Genomic DNA, 15,001 nt, shown 5'->3' with positions numbered 1-15,001 from the left:
GCATCAATAAGAGCTCCAGTAAACGCGGGCTGGCTTGAGTGTCGAAGCGGGCCTGGCGAAGAACCTGACTGGAACAAGGCCGTCAGTTGAAGCGCGCTTTATCGTATGGCGCCCTGGCTGACAGGTAGGTACTTAGGAGGGCAGGCAGCACAACAGGAGCAAAGGTTCGACGCTCGGGGTGCAGATCCTGATCAATTGCAGGCTGGTCAATGCAGGCCATGATTGCACTTTGCCCTTTGTGGGTCATGTTGCGCAGGACATGTCTGGAAACCATCGAGGTGGTCGATCCCTTGTTGTCGACACCGCTTCCACATGGATTGGCGCTTGTCGGGGGACTTATCGACCGGAATTGATTTTCAGCTTGGTACTAACGGCGACAACACTAATGCAATATCCGGAAAAATGAAAGGGATATTTACAAATATTTTTCCTTGTCGGGTGGCTTGTCCGGGGGACGTAAAATCTACTTGTTCACATTAGCGGCACAAGCTGCCACATCACTGTCACATATGGCCCTAAGAGTTTGATTTACTGTGGTGAATTATTAAGTCAATGAAAAACATCGCTTTTTTTTACTGGTGAAAAAATCGTCAGTTTGAGCGCAGCCCCCGTTCTGTATGGGTTTGCGGAGGTTAAAGGGGGGTTGTCCACTGAGTTATCCACAGCTTCTGTGGATTGTCCCGTCACATCAGGCGGTTATATGCAGGGTTTACCTTGCACTAAAAGAGAGTAGAGTTATGTCCCCCGATTTTCCCCGCAATGCCTATCATGCCTGCCTTGAGTCGCTGCCTCTGTCGCGCAGACGTTTCTGAATCTTCTTTTGTTCACAATGCCGCAGGCAATGATCCGGCATGTAGGGAGTCGTTATGGCTTTGGACCTGAACAGCCTGTTGCTGGGGCTTGGTGTGGCGGCGCTGCCTTTGCTGGCGTGGGTCTGGCAGTTGCAGCGGCGTCTGGCGCGTCAGCAGGCCGACACGGCATTGCTCGATGAGCGCTTGAGCATGGCGCAGATGGCTCAGGATGGCCTCAACGCCCAACTGGACGCCAGCCGCGACGAGATCAGCGACCTGAGCCAGGCCAACGCTGCCCGTCAGGCCGATCTGGCTGCGGTGCGCCGCGAAGTCGAGCTGCTGCGTCTGGAATGCGATAACGGCCGTGATGCCGCCCATGGCTGGAACCTTGAGCGGGCCAGCAAGGAAAACGAGCTGCGCCGTCTGGATGCCCAGTGCGCAGCCTTGAATGCCGAGTTGCGTGAACAACAGGAAAGCCATCAGCAACGCTTGAACGATCTCCAGGGTTCGCGTAATGAGTTGCGCGCCCAGTTTGCTGAACTGGCAGGCAAGATTTTCGATGAGCGTGAGCAGCGTTTCGCTGAAACCAGTCAGCAACAGTTGGGGCAACTGCTCAATCCTCTGAAGGAGCGCATCCAGTCATTCGAGAAGCGCGTGGAGGAGAGCTACCAGAACGAAGCCCGCGAACGGTTTTCCCTGGGCAAGGAGCTGGAGCGCCTGCAGCAATTGAACCTGCGCCTGAGCGATGAAGCGACCAACCTGACTCGCGCACTCAAGGGCCAGAAAACCCAGGGCAACTGGGGTGAGCTGATTCTGGAGCGGGTGCTGGAGCATGCCGGGCTTGAGAAAGGCCGCGAATACCAGACCCAGGTCAGTCTCAAGGGGCCGGACGGCGAACGCTTCCAGCCTGATGTTCTGATCATGCTGCCAGGGGACAAGCAGGTTGTAGTGGACGCCAAGGTCAGTCTGACGGCCTACCAGCAATATGTGTCGGCGGCCGACGAGGTGATCGGTCAGGCGGCCTTGAAGCAGCATGTGCTGTCCTTGCGCAATCACGTAAAAGGCTTGTCCGGCAAGGATTACAAGCGTCTTGAAGGGCTGCACAGCCTGGATTTCGTTTTGCTGTTCGTACCTATAGAAGCGGCGTTTTCGGCGGCTTTGCAGGCTGAGCCCAATCTGTTTCAGGAAGCGTTCGACCGTAATATTGTGATTGTCAGCCCGACGACGCTGCTTGCCACCTTGCGGGTCATCGACAGCCTGTGGAAGCAGGAACGCCAGAGCCAGAACGCCCGGGAAATCGCGGAGCGGGCAGGGTGGCTGTACGACAAGTTCGTGTTGTTCATTCAGGATCTGGATGAGGTCGGCAATCGCTTGCAACAACTTGATAAAGCTTATTCCGCTGCCCGTAACAAATTAACGGATGGTCGCGGTAATCTGGTCAGCCGCAGCGAACAGCTCAAGTTGCTGGGCGCGCGGGCCAGCAAAAACCTGCCGCCTGATTTGCTTGAGCGGGCCATGACGGACGAAGATGGCGTGCTGCGTTTGCCGGAATAGTCGAGGTTGCGACAGTGCAAAGCCGTCTGTCGTAAAGACTAGAAGGAAACGCGCAGAGGTGTCACATTGATTCCATCGGGAAAAATGTTTTCCGAGATGCTCTGCTAAATTAAAACTTGCTTCTATGATCAGTATTAGCAATCGGTGCATTGCCTGTTGCCCGGTTTTCCCTCAAGGGGGCGTTATGAATAGCAAATTGCAAGACTGGCTCCATGATCTGGGTGTTGCGCTGGGTTTGATTGAACGGCCCAAACTGCAACCTATACCTGTGCGCGCCGAGGACGAGCGTCGCCGCCCACGTCGATAAGCCTTGGTTGACCGCTGCCGGTCACCTGTATTGGCGCTCCATCCGAGCGGGACGCAAGGCCGTGTCCCGTTATCTGTTTTCAATTGTCTTTTTCCTGCCGCTATACCTGGCGCATCAGTACGATCAGATCCACCACCACGGGCAGCGACAGATGCTCGGGTTTATGGATGGCGCGTTCTCTTATGGAGGCCGGGAACGCGAAGTCGAACTCTTCTTCCAGACGCCCGAAAAGCTCGTTGATGTCCTGCTCATCCAGCACGAGATCCTCGAAGGGCACATCGTCGCGCAGTGCGGATTTGTCCACCAGAATGACTCCCAGAATGTCGAGCACCCTTTGGTTGATGTCCTCGCGATTCATGGAAGCCCCGGATTTTAATCATGTCAGGATTACGGGAACTTCGGATAAACCAGCCCTCGGTTTCAGGCTAGCTGAAGTTTGCTGACGGCCTGTGCAGGGCGACGGGTGCCCGATAGCGGGTTCAGGCCGGTCGGGTGATCGGCTAGACTGCGCGCCTTGTCTGCAATTGAAGAGAAAACCATGTCCCGTGCTCGCTGCGAGCGCTGCCTGCGGCCTGACAACCACTGTCTCTGCGCCTTGATTCCACAACTGGATAGCCGCACCCGCGTGTTGGTGCTGCAACATCCCAGTGAAGTCAGTCACGCCTTGAATACTGCACGTCTGGCTGCCCTTGGGCTGGTCAATGCGCAACTTGTGGTGGGTGAGGTGTTCGAGGATCTGGAAGCGCTGCTGAATCAGCCCGGTTATCAGGCGCGCCTGTTGTTTCCGGGCGAAGATGCGCAAGCGTTGAAGGCCTATGCCGATCAGGATCAGCCGATGCTGCTGGTGGTTCCGGATGGCACCTGGCGCAAGGCGAGAAAACTGCTGCACCTCAACCCGTTATTGGTCGGGTTGCCCAGAGTGACATTGGGCTCTGCTCCGATTTCACGTTATCGCCTGCGCAAGGCACCGGGGCCAGATGCCTTGTCGACGCTTGAGGCGATTACTCACGCCTTGCAAATCCTTGAGCCCGGGCATTCGTTCGCCGAGCTGCTGCGGCCTTTCGATGCCTTGATCGAAGGGCAGATCAAGGCCATGGGCCATGAGACTTATCAGCGCAATCACCGCGAACACTAAAACAATTGGGGGCGTTATGCGTTTCCAGCTGTATCTGTGAGCAGCGCCAATCTGTGCCTAGACTGACAACTCTGCTTTGTCTGATCCGGGATGACCGATGCACATTTCTTCTGGCCGCTGGGTGTATGGCCTTTGTCTTGCCCTGTTGACCGCTTTTCTCTGGGGCATCCTGCCCGTCAAGCTCAAACAAGTGCTGCAAGTGATGGATCCGGTGACGGTGACCTGGTTCCGTCTGCTGGTATCCGGGGCCCTGCTCTTTATATGGCTGGCATCGGTCAAGCGCTTGCCGAGCTTCAAGGTGCTTGGGGTCAAAGGCAAGATTCTGGTGGCGCTGGCAGTGTTTGGCCTGGTGGGCAACTATGTGCTGTATCTGGTGGGGCTGCGGCTGCTGAGCCCGGGGACTGCGCAATTGATTATTCAAGTCGGCCCCATTCTTCTGTTGTTCGGCAGCATCTGTATGTTCAAGGAACGATTCAGTCTTGGGCAGGGCATTGGTCTGCTTGTTCTGTTGGTCGGTTTTGGCTTGTTCTTCAATGAGCGTCTTCAGGAGTTGTTTACCTCGTTGAGTGATTACACCGTCGGCGTGCTGATTGCCTTTCTGGCTGCTGTGGTCTGGAGTCTCTATGGCCTGAGCCAGAAGCAATTGCTGACAGTGTGGAACTCGTTGCAGGTCATGATGGTGATCTACCTGTTCTGCGCGCTGCTGATCACGCCCTGGGCGCATCCGATGGAGGCTTTGCAGTTGAGCCCGTTGCAGGGTTGGTTATTGCTGGCGTGTTGCCTGAACACGCTGGTGGCCTATGGCGCATTTGCCGAGGCTTTGGCGCACTGGGAAGCTTCGCGTGTCAGCGCAACCCTGGCCCTCACGCCGCTGGTGACGCTGGCAGCGGTGGCTGTTGCCGCATGGTTGTGGCCCGACTACGTGCAGGCCGAAGAAATCAATGCGCTGGGTTATGGCGGTGCAGTGCTGGTGGTGCTGGGCTCGGCCCTGACGGCGTTGGGGCCGTCGATGATTGCTGGCTGGAAGGCCAGGAAGCAGCGGCTGGCGGTATAGCGCCAGCGGCTATTTACCCAGTTGTTCTGCCTGCCGAAGCCATTGCTGGCGCTGTTCTTCGGTGGAAGTGCGGATCGGGGCGAATTCGGTCAGGCGTTTCGTTCTGATTCCGCAGAAGGCCAGGATCGTACGAATCATCTGACGATGTGCCGGTGCGCCGTAGATCCAGCGGAAGTAGCGGGGCGGGGTGTCCATGGTTGACAGCAGCTCCGCGGTCTTGCCCTTGAGCAGCTCGTTGGACGGGTGTCTGCGGCCGTGGGTCCTGAAGGCGAAACCGGGCATGAACACCCGGTCGAAGAAACCACTCAGCAAGGCTGGCAGACCACCCCAGGAAACCGGGTAGACGAATACAAGATGCTCGGCCCAGTGGATCTGGCGCTGGGCTTCGAGCAGGTCGTGTTCCAGATTCTGACTCTGCTCGTAGCCGTTATGCAGGATCGGATCGAAGTCCAGCTCGCTGAGCTTGAGCATCCTCACTACATGACCTTTGCTGCGTGCTCCCTGCGAGTAGGCATCACCCAGGGCGTGGCAGAAACTGACGGTCTTCGGTGTGCCGTAAATCATCAGGATACGTTTCCCACTGCCTTCCAGAGGTGTTGCACCACTCTTTGGGTCAGCCATTGCTACCCGCCTCCAGCATTTTTTCCGGTCGGACCCAAGCGTCGAACTGCTCGTCGGTGAGATAGCCCAGGGCAAGGGCGGCTTCCCGCAAGGTCAGCCCTTCGCTGTAGGCTTTCTTGGCGATCTGCGCCGATTTGTCGTAACCGATATGGGGATTGAGAGCGGTGACCAGCATCAGGCCTCGCTCCAGGTGTTCGGCCATTTTTGCGGCATCGGGTTCCAGGCCGGCGATGCAATGCTCGTTGAAGTTGCGGCATCCGTCGGCCAGCAGCCGGATCGACTGGAGCAGGTTATGAATGATGACCGGTTTGTACACGTTCAGTTGCAGATGCCCCTGGCTGGCGGCGAAACCGATGGTCACGTCGTTGCCCATGACCTGACAGGCCAGCATCGACAGCGCCTCGCATTGGGTCGGGTTGACCTTGCCGGGCATGATCGAGCTTCCCGGTTCGTTGGCTGGCAGCCGGACTTCTGCAAGCCCGGCGCGTGGGCCGGAGCCCAGCAGGCGCAGGTCGTTGGCGATTTTCATCAAGGCCACGGCCAGTGTCTTGAGCGCCCCGGACAAGGCGGTGAGCGGTTCATGGCCCGCCAGCGCGGCGAACTTGTTGGGCGCCGTGACGAACGGCAGTCCTGACAGGGCCGCCAGTTCCGCAGCCACGGCCTCGGCGAAGCCTTTGGGAGCATTCAGCCCGGTGCCCACGGCGGTGCCGCCCTGAGCCAGTTCAAAGACCGCAGGCAAGGTGGCGCGAATGGCTTTCTGGGCGTAATCCAGTTGCGCAACGAAGCCCGAAAGCTCCTGGCCGAAGGTGATCGGTGTGGCATCCATCATGTGGGTGCGGCCGGTTTTCACCAGTTTGATGTGCCGTGCCGACTGCTCGGCAAGGCCATTGGACAGCTCGGCGATGGCGGGCAGCAGGTGCTCCTTGACCGCTTGTGCCGCTGCGATGTGCATGGCAGTCGGGAAGCAGTCATTGGAACTCTGTGAGCGGTTGACGTGATCGTTGGGATGCACCGGGCTCTTGCCGCCACGGCCCTGGCCAGCCAGTTCGTTGGCGCGTCCGGCAATCACCTCGTTGACGTTCATGTTGCTTTGCGTGCCGCTGCCGGTCTGCCAGACCACCAGTGGAAACTGGGCGTCATGCTGACCGTCGAGCACTTCGTTGGCGGCCTGCTCGATGAGCCGGGCGATATCGGCGGGCAGGTCGCCATTGCGATCATTGACCCGGGCGGCGGCTTTCTTGATCAGGGTCAGGGCATGCAACACGGCAAGCGGCATGGACTGGTCACCAATCGCAAAGTTGATCAGCGACCTTTGGGTCTGTGCACCCCAGTAAGCGTCTTCAGGGACTTCTATCGGGCCAATGCTGTCAGTTTCTGTACGGCTCACTGGTCTTACTCCTTTAAGGTGCGTAAGGGTTAGGTGCCTTTAATTCTTCAGGGTTCCCATACGGTCTGTGTTAGCGGGTTTTCAACCACTGAGTTAAGCGGGGGTTGAGCCAAAAGCGAACATAAGCGCAGAATGGTCGGCCTTGAGGTCATGCCTCGTTTGTCAGATTAAGGAAATTCGATGACCCGTCTTCGTGCCATCTGTACTGCGGTAGCCCTGGTTTGCGCCAGCGGTCAGGTTCTCGCCGACACCGCCAGCCACAACGCCAGTGCCGAAACCTTCCTCAAGCTTGCCAACGCTGACAAGCTGGGTGCTCCGGTATACGCGCAGGTCCAGCAGATGTTTGCCCAGCGTTTTGCTGAAACCAAGGCCCCTGCATCGAAAAAGGCCTTGCTGGAAACCTATCAGGCCAAGGCCAACACCGCTGTCGATCAGGCAATCGGCTGGAACAAGCTCAAGCCGGACATGGTCAAGCTCTACACCGCCAACTTCACCGAGAGCGAGTTGAAGGATCTGGTCGTGTTCTACCAGTCGCCACTGGGCAAGAAAGTCATGTCCAAAATGCCTGAGCTGGCTCAGCAATCGGCTCAACTGACCCAGAGTAAGCTGGAAAGCGCCGTGCCGGTGGTCAACAAGCTGCTCGCCGACATGACCGCCGAGCTGGAGCCTGCCAAAGCCGCAGCCCCGGCTGCGCCCAAGAAACCCTGACAGGCGAGCCTGGTCATGAGCATGCAACAAAAAATCGAGTCGGCACTTGCGCTGCTTGAGCCGCAGCACCTGCAAGTGCTCGATGAGAGCCATATGCACAGCCGTGGACAGCAGACGCATTACAAGGCCATTCTGGTCAGCGACCAGTTTGCGGGCCTGAACTCGGTCAAGCGGCATCAGAAGGTCTACGCCACGTTGGGTAGCCTGATGGGCGAGTTCCACGCCCTGGCGTTGCACACCTACACGCCTGAGGAATGGACAAGGATCGGCGCGGCTCCCGCTTCGCCGACCTGCGCCGGCGGTCACTGACCTGAGCTTCGGGGGCCGCCCCGAAGCAATATCCTGATAACGCCTGTTTTGCTAGAATCCGCACCGCGCCGCAAGGCCGGTGCGTTTTTCGTTCTGATTTTTTTGCCCGGTAGGCCCTTTACGAGGGTCACCACCTGGAGAGATACATGACACAAGAGCCGATGACTCAGCCGATCGTCGTAGCTGCGCTATACAAATTCGTGACCCTCAGCGATTACGTTGCCCTGCGTGAGCCTCTGTTGCAGGCCATGATCGCCAATGGCGTCAAGGGCACTCTGCTGATCGCTGAGGAAGGCATCAACGGTACGGTTTCCGGTAGCCGTGAAGGCATCGATGGCCTGCTGGCCTGGTTGAAAAACGATCCGCGCATGGTCGATATCGATCACAAGGAATCGTTCTGCGACGAGCAGCCGTTCTATCGCACCAAGGTCAAGCTCAAGAAAGAGATCGTGACTCTGGGCGTCGAAGGTGTGGACCCCAACAAGAGCGTCGGCACTTATGTCGAGCCCAAGGACTGGAACGCCCTGATTACCGATCCTGAAGTGCTGCTGATCGATACCCGTAACGACTACGAAGTGTCCATTGGCACCTTTGAAGGCGCTATCGACCCCAAGACCACGTCCTTCCGCGAGTTTCCGGCATACATCAAGGAGCACTTCGATCCGGCCGTCCACAAGAAGGTCGCCATGTTCTGCACCGGCGGCATTCGTTGCGAAAAGGCGTCGAGCTATATGCTGGGCGAGGGTTTCGAGGAGGTCTATCACCTCAAGGGCGGGATTCTCAAATACCTGGAAGAAGTCCCTCAGGAAGAGAGCAAGTGGAGTGGCGACTGCTTCGTGTTCGATAACCGTGTCACGGTGCGTCACGACCTGAGCGAAGGCGACTACGATCAATGTCATGCCTGCCGCACACCGATCAGTGCCGAAGACCGCGCCAGCGAGCATTATTCGCCGGGTGTCAGTTGCCCGCACTGCTGGGACAGCCTGAGCGAAAAGACTCGCCGCAGCGCCATTGACCGGCAGAAGCAGATCGAGCTGGCAAAAGCCCGTAATCAGCCACACCCGATTGGTCACAACTACCGTTCGCAATCCGAGGCCTGAGCCATGTCCTCCCGCCTGATCTATGTAATGGACCCGATGTGTTCGTGGTGCTGGGGTTTCGCTCCGGTGGCCGAGGCATTGGTAGGACAGGCACAGGCGGGCGGCGTGCCGCTGCATCTGGTCATGGGTGGTTTGCGCTCCGGCACCACGGCGCTGGACGCTTCCACGCGGCGCTATATCCTTGAACACTGGGATGCGGTAGAGAAAGCCACCGGGCAGCCATTTCGTCTGGAAGGTGCCTTGCCGGAGGGTTTCGTCTACGACACCACACCCGCCTGCCGGGCCGTGACCGCTGCCCGCCATCTTGATCCCCAAGGGGCGTGGGCGCTGGTCAAACTGATTCAGCAGGCGTTTTACACGCAAGGGCGCGATGTCACTCATGCACCGCTGCTGGTCGAACTGGCCGAGCAGGCGGGGCTGGCCCGTCAGCCGTTCGCGGACGCTTTTGACAGCGTTGAGCAGCGAGCGGCCACGACGTCCGACTTTGCCTGGGTGCAGGGGCTTGGCATTGCCGGTTTTCCGACCCTGCTCGCCGAGCACAACGGGCAGTTCGCGTTGCTGACCAATGGTTATCAGCCCCTGAGTGAACTGGCGCCACTGCTCGGGCGATGGCTGGAGCGTGCAGCCAGTGCATGAAGAGCCTTCTTTCCGGCAGCCGGAGTCTCCCGGCGACAGATTGAGCTGGGCCGAGATCCGGCGGCTGGCATTACGTCACAAGAAAGCCCTCTGGATCGCCAACGGCGTGGCCGTGCTGGCGGCGCTGTGCAGCGTGCCGATTCCATTGCTCCTGCCATTACTGGTGGACGAAGTACTGCTGGGGCGTGGTGATGCTGCGCTGAAAATCATGGATCATGCCTTGCCCGACAGCCTGCAGAAGGCGGTGGGCTACATCGGTCTGATGCTGGTGTTGACCCTGGTCCTGCGGCTGGGCGCCTTGCTGTTCAATGTCCTGCAGGCGCGGTTGTTCGCGCGTCTGGCCAAGGACATTGTCTACCGTATCCGCCTGCGCCTGATCGAGCGCCTCCAGCGTATTTCCCTGCGCGAGTATGAAAGCCTGGGCAGCGGCATGGTGACCACGCATCTGGTCACTGATCTGGACACGCTGGACAAGTTCGTCGGCGAAACCCTCAGCCGTTTTCTGGTGGCGACCCTGACCCTGGCAGGTACCGCTGGCATCCTGATGTGGATGCACTGGAAGCTGGCGCTGCTGATCATGCTGTTCAATCCGCTGGTGATCTTTGCCACCGTGCGGCTGGGCAAGCGAGTCAAACACCTTAAAAAGCTCGAGAACGACAGTACTTCGCGCTTTACCCAGGCCTTGAGCGAAACCCTGGATGCCATTCAGGAAGTGCGGGCAGGCAATCGGCAGGGCTTTTTCCTGGGGCGCCTGGGCCAGCGTGCCCGGGAAGTGCGCGATTACGCCGTGAACTCCCAGTGGAAAAGCGATGCCTCTGGCCGGGCCAGTGGCCTGCTGTTTCAGTTCGGCATCGATATTTTCCGGGCTGCGGCGATGCTTACGGTGCTGTTCTCGGATCTTTCCATTGGCCAGATGCTCGCGGTATTCAGTTACCTGTGGTTCATGATCGCGCCGGTGGAGCAATTGCTGAACCTGCAATACGCCTATTACGCGGCGGGCGGGGCGCTGACCCGTATCAATGAATTGCTTGCCCGTGAAGACGAGCCGCAATACCCCGGTGTTGTCGAGCCTTTCAAGGGGCGGGCAACCGTTGGCATCGAGGTGCGTGGTCTGAGTTTCGGCTATGGTGAAGACTTGGTGCTGGATCAGTTGAACCTGTCGATTGCGCCCGGTGAAAAGGTCGCGATTGTCGGTGCCAGCGGTGGGGGTAAAAGTACCCTGGTGCAACTGCTGCTGGGGTTGTACAGCGCGCAGACCGGCACCATTCGTTTTGGTGGTTCCACCCTGCAGGAGATCGGTCTGGAGCGGGTGCGGGAACATGTGGCGGTGGTGCTGCAACACCCGGCACTGTTCAACGATTCCATACGCGCCAACCTGACCATGGGTCGCGATTGCACGGACGAAGCCTGCTGGGCGGCGCTGGAAGTTGCTCAGCTTGAGTCGACCATCCGTCTGCTGCCCGAGGGCCTGGACAGCATTGTTGGGCGTTCCGGGGTGCGTTTGTCCGGCGGGCAGCGTCAGCGCCTGGCCATTGCGCGCATGGTGCTGTCAGACCCCAAAGTCGTCATTCTGGACGAGGCGACTTCAGCGCTGGATGCGGCCACCGAATACAATCTGCATCAGGCGCTGGCACTCTTTCTGCGCAGCCGCACAACCCTGATCATCGCTCATCGCCTGTCTGCGGTAAAACAGGCCGACCGGGTCCTGGTATTCGACGGCGGGCGTATTGCCGAGGAAGGGGATCACCAGCAACTGATCGCCGAGGGCGGGCTCTACGCCAAGCTGTATGGATATCTGCAGCAGGTCTGATTGCAGGGCCGACTGATCACGCCAGCTTTGTGCGCAATGTTGCACCTTGTATAAAAACCGAGAAAATCACTCGTCTCTCTTGTTGGATTTAGCCTAGTCTCTGATCAGGACGTTCAATCAGTCATGTGGTGAAGTGAACCCATGAAGCAGCCGCGGTCTCTCTCAAAGCCTCGTCTTTTGGGCATTGTGTGGCCTTTTGTTGCCGTCGCGCTTTTTCAGGCGCTGCTCGGATGCGTGAGCCTTTACACCTTGTCTGCCGTACGCAGCTATGTCGTGGGCGAAAGCCTCTGGTCAAAGGGCCAGAAGGACGCCATTCATTACCTGGGGCTTTATGTCGACAGTCATGATGAGCGCGACTTTGCCAGGTACCAGCAGGCAATTGCCATTCCCCAGGGCGGCCATGCCCTGCGTCAGGTACTGAATCAGCCCGATCCCTCGTTGGCTGATGCGCAGAAAGCCATTCTTCAAGGCGGTAACCACCCCGATGATGTCGGCGGCATCATCTGGCTGTATCGCAACTTCCATGACTTCAGTTACATGGAAAAGGCCATCTACTGGTGGAACATCGGCGATGACTATCTTGCCCGGCTCGATGAGCTGGCCCGCACGATCCGCAACCGGGTCGCCGAAGGTGCGGTGAGCCCGGATGAATCCTTGCAATGGCACGCCCGGATCAATGCAATCAATGAAGCGGTAACCCCTGTTGCCAGGGCTTTCAGTGATGCGTTGGGGGAGGGTTCGAGATTCATTCTATGGCTGCTGCTGATCATCAATCCGGTCACCGCCCTGGTGCTGATCCTTCTGGCACTGTTACGTGTGCGCAAGCTGCTCGAACAGCGCCATGTCTTTGCCCATGCGCTGCAACTGGAGAAGGACCGTGCGCAGATCACGCTGGAGTCCATCGGTGACGGTGTTATCTCCACGGACGTCAGCGGTGCGATCGTTTACATGAACGCAGCAGCAGAAGGGCTGACTCACTGGCGCAACAGCCAGGCGATCGGGCTGCCGCTGGCTGCGCTGTTCAATCTGCTGGACGAAAACGACCACAAGGACAGCCTGACGTTGATGGAACATATCCTCAGCGGCAGGTTCAAGGGCGGCAGCGTGCACTGCAAGCTGATCCAGCGTCTGGATGGCAGCACGGTGATGGTCAACCTGGTCGGTTCGCCGATCTACAGCGACGGGGCAGTCAGTGGCGCGGTGCTGGTGTTGCACGATATGACTCAGGAAAGCCAGCACCTGGCCAACCTTTCCTGGCAGGCCGCCCATGATGCACTGACCGGCCTGGTCAACCGGAGCGAGTTTGAGTATCGCCTGGAGCAGTTGCTCGCGGATTCCGAATCCTCGAATGAAAGCCATTGCCTGATGTTTCTGGATCTGGACCAGTTCAAGCTGATCAATGACACCAATGGCCACTCAGCAGGCGACGAATTGCTCCGGCATCTGTGCCGGATGTTGCCTCAGGGGATTCGTGAAGGTGACACCCTTGCCCGCTTAGGGGGCGACGAGTTCGGTATTCTGCTGTGCAATTGTGCGCCGCAGACGGCCCTGGAAATCGCCGAGAGCCTGCGCAAGATGGTGCAGAGCATGCATTTCGTCTGGAAAGGGCGGCCCTTTGTCACGACGATCAGTATCGGTCTGGTGCATATAGGCGATGCGCCGACCACGCTGGAGGCCTCCCTTCGAGCGGCGGACATGGCGTGCTACATGGCCAAGGAAAAGGGCCGCAACCGGGTTCAGGTCTATCACCCGGACGATTCGCAGCTCTCCACGCGCTCCGGTGAAATGGCCTGGATCCAGCGCCTGCACATGGCCCTGGGTGAGAACCGTTTCTGCCTGTACACCCAGGAAATTGCACCGCTTTACCAGCCTGATGACGGGGCGAGGCATGTCGAGATCCTGTTGCGCCTGCGCGACGAATCGGGGCGGATGGTTTCACCGGACAGCTTCATACCGGCAGCAGAGCGTTATGGCTTGATGACAACCCTTGATCGCTGGGTTGTGCAGAATGTCTTTCAGGTCATTGCGCAGTGCATGAACGATCCGAGGCACCAGATGCCCCAGGCGATCTGTGCCATCAATCTGTCCGGCTCCAGTATTGGTGATGAGGCCTTTCTGGATTACCTGAAGCTGCAGTTCCGGACGTATGGTGTTTCCCCGAGTATGATCTGTTTCGAGGTGACCGAAACCAGTGCGATTGCCGACCTGGGCAGCGCCATCCGCTTCATGAATGAACTCAAGGCTCTGGGTTGTCTGTTCTCTCTTGATGACTTCTGCTCCGGTATGTCCTCCTTTGCCTACCTGAAACATCTTCCGGTCGATTTTCTGAAGATCGATGGTAGTTTTGTAAAGGATATGCTCGACAATCCGATCAATCGTGCCATGGTCGATGTCATCAATCATATCGGTCACGTCATGGGCAAGAAAACCATTGCCGAGTTTGTTGAAACCCCGCAGATTGAGTCTGCTCTGCAGGAAATAGGTGTGGATTTTGCACAGGGGTACTTGATAGCTCGTCCAGAGTTATTGACGTGTGAAAGCCTGTACACCCAGCCTGAACGCCCGGCCTCCGTGATGGCCGAGGCACATGGGTATCAAGCCAACTCGGTACAACCAACAAAAAAGGGAGCCGCACAGTGATCGACACTTTCAATAGAACCGGTCCGCTCATGGAAGCCAGCAGTTATCCGGTATGGGCGCAACAGTTGATCAAGGATTGCAGTGCCGCCAAGGCTCGTGTGGTCGAACACGAGCTGTATCAGAAAATGCGTGATGGGCGCCTGAGCCCACAGGTCATGCGCCACTACTTGATTGGTGGCTGGCCGGTGGTTGAGCAGTTTGCTGTCTACATGGCCAAGAACCTGACCAAGACCCGTTTCGGCCGCCATCCAGGGGAGGACATGGCGCGTCGCTGGCTGATGCGCAATATCCGCGTCGAACTCAATCATGCCGACTACTGGGTGAACTGGTGTGCCGCCCATGGTGTGAGTGTCGACGACCTGCATGCCCAACGCGTAGCGCCCGAGCTGCATGCCCTGAGTCACTGGTGCTGGCAGACCAGCTCTTCAGACTCTCTGGCCGTGGCCATGGCAGCGACCAACTATGCCATCGAGGGCGCGACAGGGGAGTGGGCTGCCGTCGTCTGCTCCACCGACGTCTATGCCGAGGGCTTCCCCGGCGAAACCCGAAAGCGCGCCATGAAATGGCTCAAAATGCACGCTCAGTATGATGATGCGCACCCATGGGAAGCATTGGAGATCATTTGCACTCTGGCGGGTAACAATCCCAGTGTTCAGCTCCAGACTGAATTGCGTCAGGCGACCATCAAGAGCTATGACTACATGTACCTGTTTCTTGAGAGCTGCCTGCAGCTAGACAAGGTCAAGCCTGCGCGGGAGCGTGCGGCAGCAGTGGGAGCCTGATCACTTATCCGGGCAGGAGCGAATTCCAGGCGATGGCTGTGGGCCTCTTCGCGACTGAGGTCGCTCCTGCGATCAGTAAAGGCACAAACAAAACGAGTGGGAGGTACTTCATTTCAAGTCGCCAGCAAGCAGCCTCCCACAAGGTGATGACCTCGTGGATTTAGGCA

Annotated in this window: 14 protein-coding genes; 11 read left to right on the top strand and 3 right to left on the bottom strand. The window is 58.2% G+C overall.

Features of this window, described 5'->3' with window-relative positions; translation table 11 throughout:
* Positions 1 to 980 precede the first annotated feature (980 nt).
* Positions 981 to 2,345, top strand: coding sequence for a DNA recombination protein RmuC (rmuC, locus tag CKW23_RS09755; protein WP_177434633.1), 1,365 nt, complete (start codon positions 981 to 983; stop codon positions 2,343 to 2,345).
* A gap of 184 nt (positions 2,346 to 2,529) precedes the next feature.
* Complete coding sequence (locus tag CKW23_RS26925; RefSeq protein WP_256327101.1) at positions 2,530 to 2,652, top strand: PA1414 family protein; 123 nt, start codon at positions 2,530 to 2,532, stop codon at positions 2,650 to 2,652.
* 100 nt (positions 2,653 to 2,752) lie between these two features.
* Here CKW23_RS26925 and CKW23_RS09745 read toward each other — a convergent pair whose 3' ends face one another.
* Positions 2,753 to 3,010, bottom strand: a complete 258-nt coding sequence (locus tag CKW23_RS09745) for a hypothetical protein (protein ID WP_038399979.1) — start codon at positions 3,008 to 3,010, stop codon at positions 2,753 to 2,755.
* Between the two features lie 180 nt (positions 3,011 to 3,190).
* On the opposite strand from CKW23_RS09745, the gene CKW23_RS09740 reads away from it, so the two are divergent.
* Together CKW23_RS09740 and CKW23_RS09735 are read left to right on the top strand one after the other, a co-directional pair.
* Complete coding sequence (locus CKW23_RS09740) at positions 3,191 to 3,787, top strand: tRNA-uridine aminocarboxypropyltransferase (protein ID WP_025261309.1); 597 nt, start codon at positions 3,191 to 3,193, stop codon at positions 3,785 to 3,787.
* A gap of 97 nt (positions 3,788 to 3,884) precedes the next feature.
* Positions 3,885 to 4,841, top strand: a complete 957-nt coding sequence (locus CKW23_RS09735; RefSeq protein WP_095067494.1) for a DMT family transporter — start codon at positions 3,885 to 3,887, stop codon at positions 4,839 to 4,841.
* Between the two features lie 9 nt (positions 4,842 to 4,850).
* Here the strand turns inward: CKW23_RS09735 and CKW23_RS09730 are convergent, their stop codons facing one another.
* The gene (locus tag CKW23_RS09730) at positions 4,851 to 5,462 is read right to left on the bottom strand and encodes an NAD(P)H-dependent oxidoreductase (RefSeq protein ID WP_025261307.1); all 612 of its coding nucleotides are present in this window, start codon (positions 5,460 to 5,462) and stop codon (positions 4,851 to 4,853) included.
* The gene (locus CKW23_RS09725; protein ID WP_025261306.1) at positions 5,455 to 6,849 is read right to left on the bottom strand and encodes a class II fumarate hydratase; all 1,395 of its coding nucleotides are present in this window, start codon (positions 6,847 to 6,849) and stop codon (positions 5,455 to 5,457) included. The genes CKW23_RS09730 and CKW23_RS09725 overlap by 8 nt, the downstream gene beginning before the upstream one ends.
* 180 nt (positions 6,850 to 7,029) lie before the next feature.
* Here CKW23_RS09725 and CKW23_RS09720 point away from each other — a divergent pair, with 180 nt between their 5' ends.
* From CKW23_RS09720 to CKW23_RS09690, 7 genes are all read left to right on the top strand, one after another.
* On the top strand, positions 7,030 to 7,557 hold the full coding sequence (locus tag CKW23_RS09720; RefSeq protein ID WP_025261305.1) for a DUF2059 domain-containing protein: 528 nt from the start codon (positions 7,030 to 7,032) through the stop codon (positions 7,555 to 7,557).
* 15 nt (positions 7,558 to 7,572) lie between these two features.
* Positions 7,573 to 7,866 (top strand): BolA family transcriptional regulator, encoded by a 294-nt coding sequence (locus CKW23_RS09715; RefSeq protein ID WP_025261304.1) that lies wholly within the window; start codon positions 7,573 to 7,575, stop codon positions 7,864 to 7,866.
* A 146-nt stretch (positions 7,867 to 8,012) separates the two neighbouring features.
* Positions 8,013 to 8,966, top strand: a complete 954-nt coding sequence (locus CKW23_RS09710; RefSeq protein ID WP_025261303.1) for a rhodanese-related sulfurtransferase — start codon at positions 8,013 to 8,015, stop codon at positions 8,964 to 8,966.
* 3 nt (positions 8,967 to 8,969) lie between these two features.
* Positions 8,970 to 9,602 (top strand): DsbA family protein, encoded by a 633-nt coding sequence (locus tag CKW23_RS09705; protein WP_025261302.1) that lies wholly within the window; start codon positions 8,970 to 8,972, stop codon positions 9,600 to 9,602.
* On the top strand, positions 9,595 to 11,412 hold the full coding sequence (locus CKW23_RS09700) for an ABC transporter ATP-binding protein (RefSeq protein ID WP_095067493.1): 1,818 nt from the start codon (positions 9,595 to 9,597) through the stop codon (positions 11,410 to 11,412). The genes CKW23_RS09705 and CKW23_RS09700 overlap by 8 nt, the downstream gene beginning before the upstream one ends.
* Positions 11,413 to 11,553: 141 nt before the next feature.
* Entirely contained in the window at positions 11,554 to 14,052 is a 2,499-nt protein-coding gene (locus CKW23_RS09695; protein WP_095067492.1) for an EAL domain-containing protein, read from the top strand.
* Entirely contained in the window at positions 14,049 to 14,834 is a 786-nt protein-coding gene (locus CKW23_RS09690) for a TenA family transcriptional regulator (RefSeq protein ID WP_095067491.1), read from the top strand. Before CKW23_RS09695 ends, CKW23_RS09690 begins: the two co-directional genes overlap by 4 nt.
* Positions 14,835 to 15,001: the final 167 nt, after the last annotated feature.

The organism is Pseudomonas sp. Irchel 3A18 (assembly GCF_900187465.1).
In the GTDB taxonomy this organism is placed as follows: Bacteria; Pseudomonadota; Gammaproteobacteria; order Pseudomonadales; family Pseudomonadaceae; genus Aquipseudomonas; species Aquipseudomonas cichorii.
The sequence above is the reverse complement of the archived record's forward strand: the minus strand, read 5'-3'. Positions and strand labels throughout refer to the sequence as shown.

Bases quoted from the DNA above. Each gene is read 5' to 3' on its own strand.
- CKW23_RS26925 (WP_256327101.1), top strand. From the start codon at position 2,530: ATGAATAGCAAATTGCAAGACTGGCTCCATGATCTGGGTGTTGCGCTG.
- CKW23_RS09745 (WP_038399979.1), bottom strand. From the start codon at position 3,010: ATGAATCGCGAGGACATCAACCAAAGGGTGCTCGACATTCTGGGAGTC.
- CKW23_RS09740 (WP_025261309.1), top strand. From the start codon at position 3,191: ATGTCCCGTGCTCGCTGCGAGCGCTGCCTGCGGCCTGACAACCACTGT.
- CKW23_RS09735 (WP_095067494.1), top strand. From the start codon at position 3,885: ATGCACATTTCTTCTGGCCGCTGGGTGTATGGCCTTTGTCTTGCCCTG.
- CKW23_RS09730 (WP_025261307.1), bottom strand. From the start codon at position 5,462: ATGGCTGACCCAAAGAGTGGTGCAACACCTCTGGAAGGCAGTGGGAAA.
- CKW23_RS09720 (WP_025261305.1), top strand. From the start codon at position 7,030: ATGACCCGTCTTCGTGCCATCTGTACTGCGGTAGCCCTGGTTTGCGCC.
- CKW23_RS09715 (WP_025261304.1), top strand. From the start codon at position 7,573: ATGAGCATGCAACAAAAAATCGAGTCGGCACTTGCGCTGCTTGAGCCG.
- CKW23_RS09710 (WP_025261303.1), top strand. From the start codon at position 8,013: ATGACACAAGAGCCGATGACTCAGCCGATCGTCGTAGCTGCGCTATAC.
- CKW23_RS09705 (WP_025261302.1), top strand. From the start codon at position 8,970: ATGTCCTCCCGCCTGATCTATGTAATGGACCCGATGTGTTCGTGGTGC.
- CKW23_RS09695 (WP_095067492.1), top strand. From the start codon at position 11,554: ATGAAGCAGCCGCGGTCTCTCTCAAAGCCTCGTCTTTTGGGCATTGTG.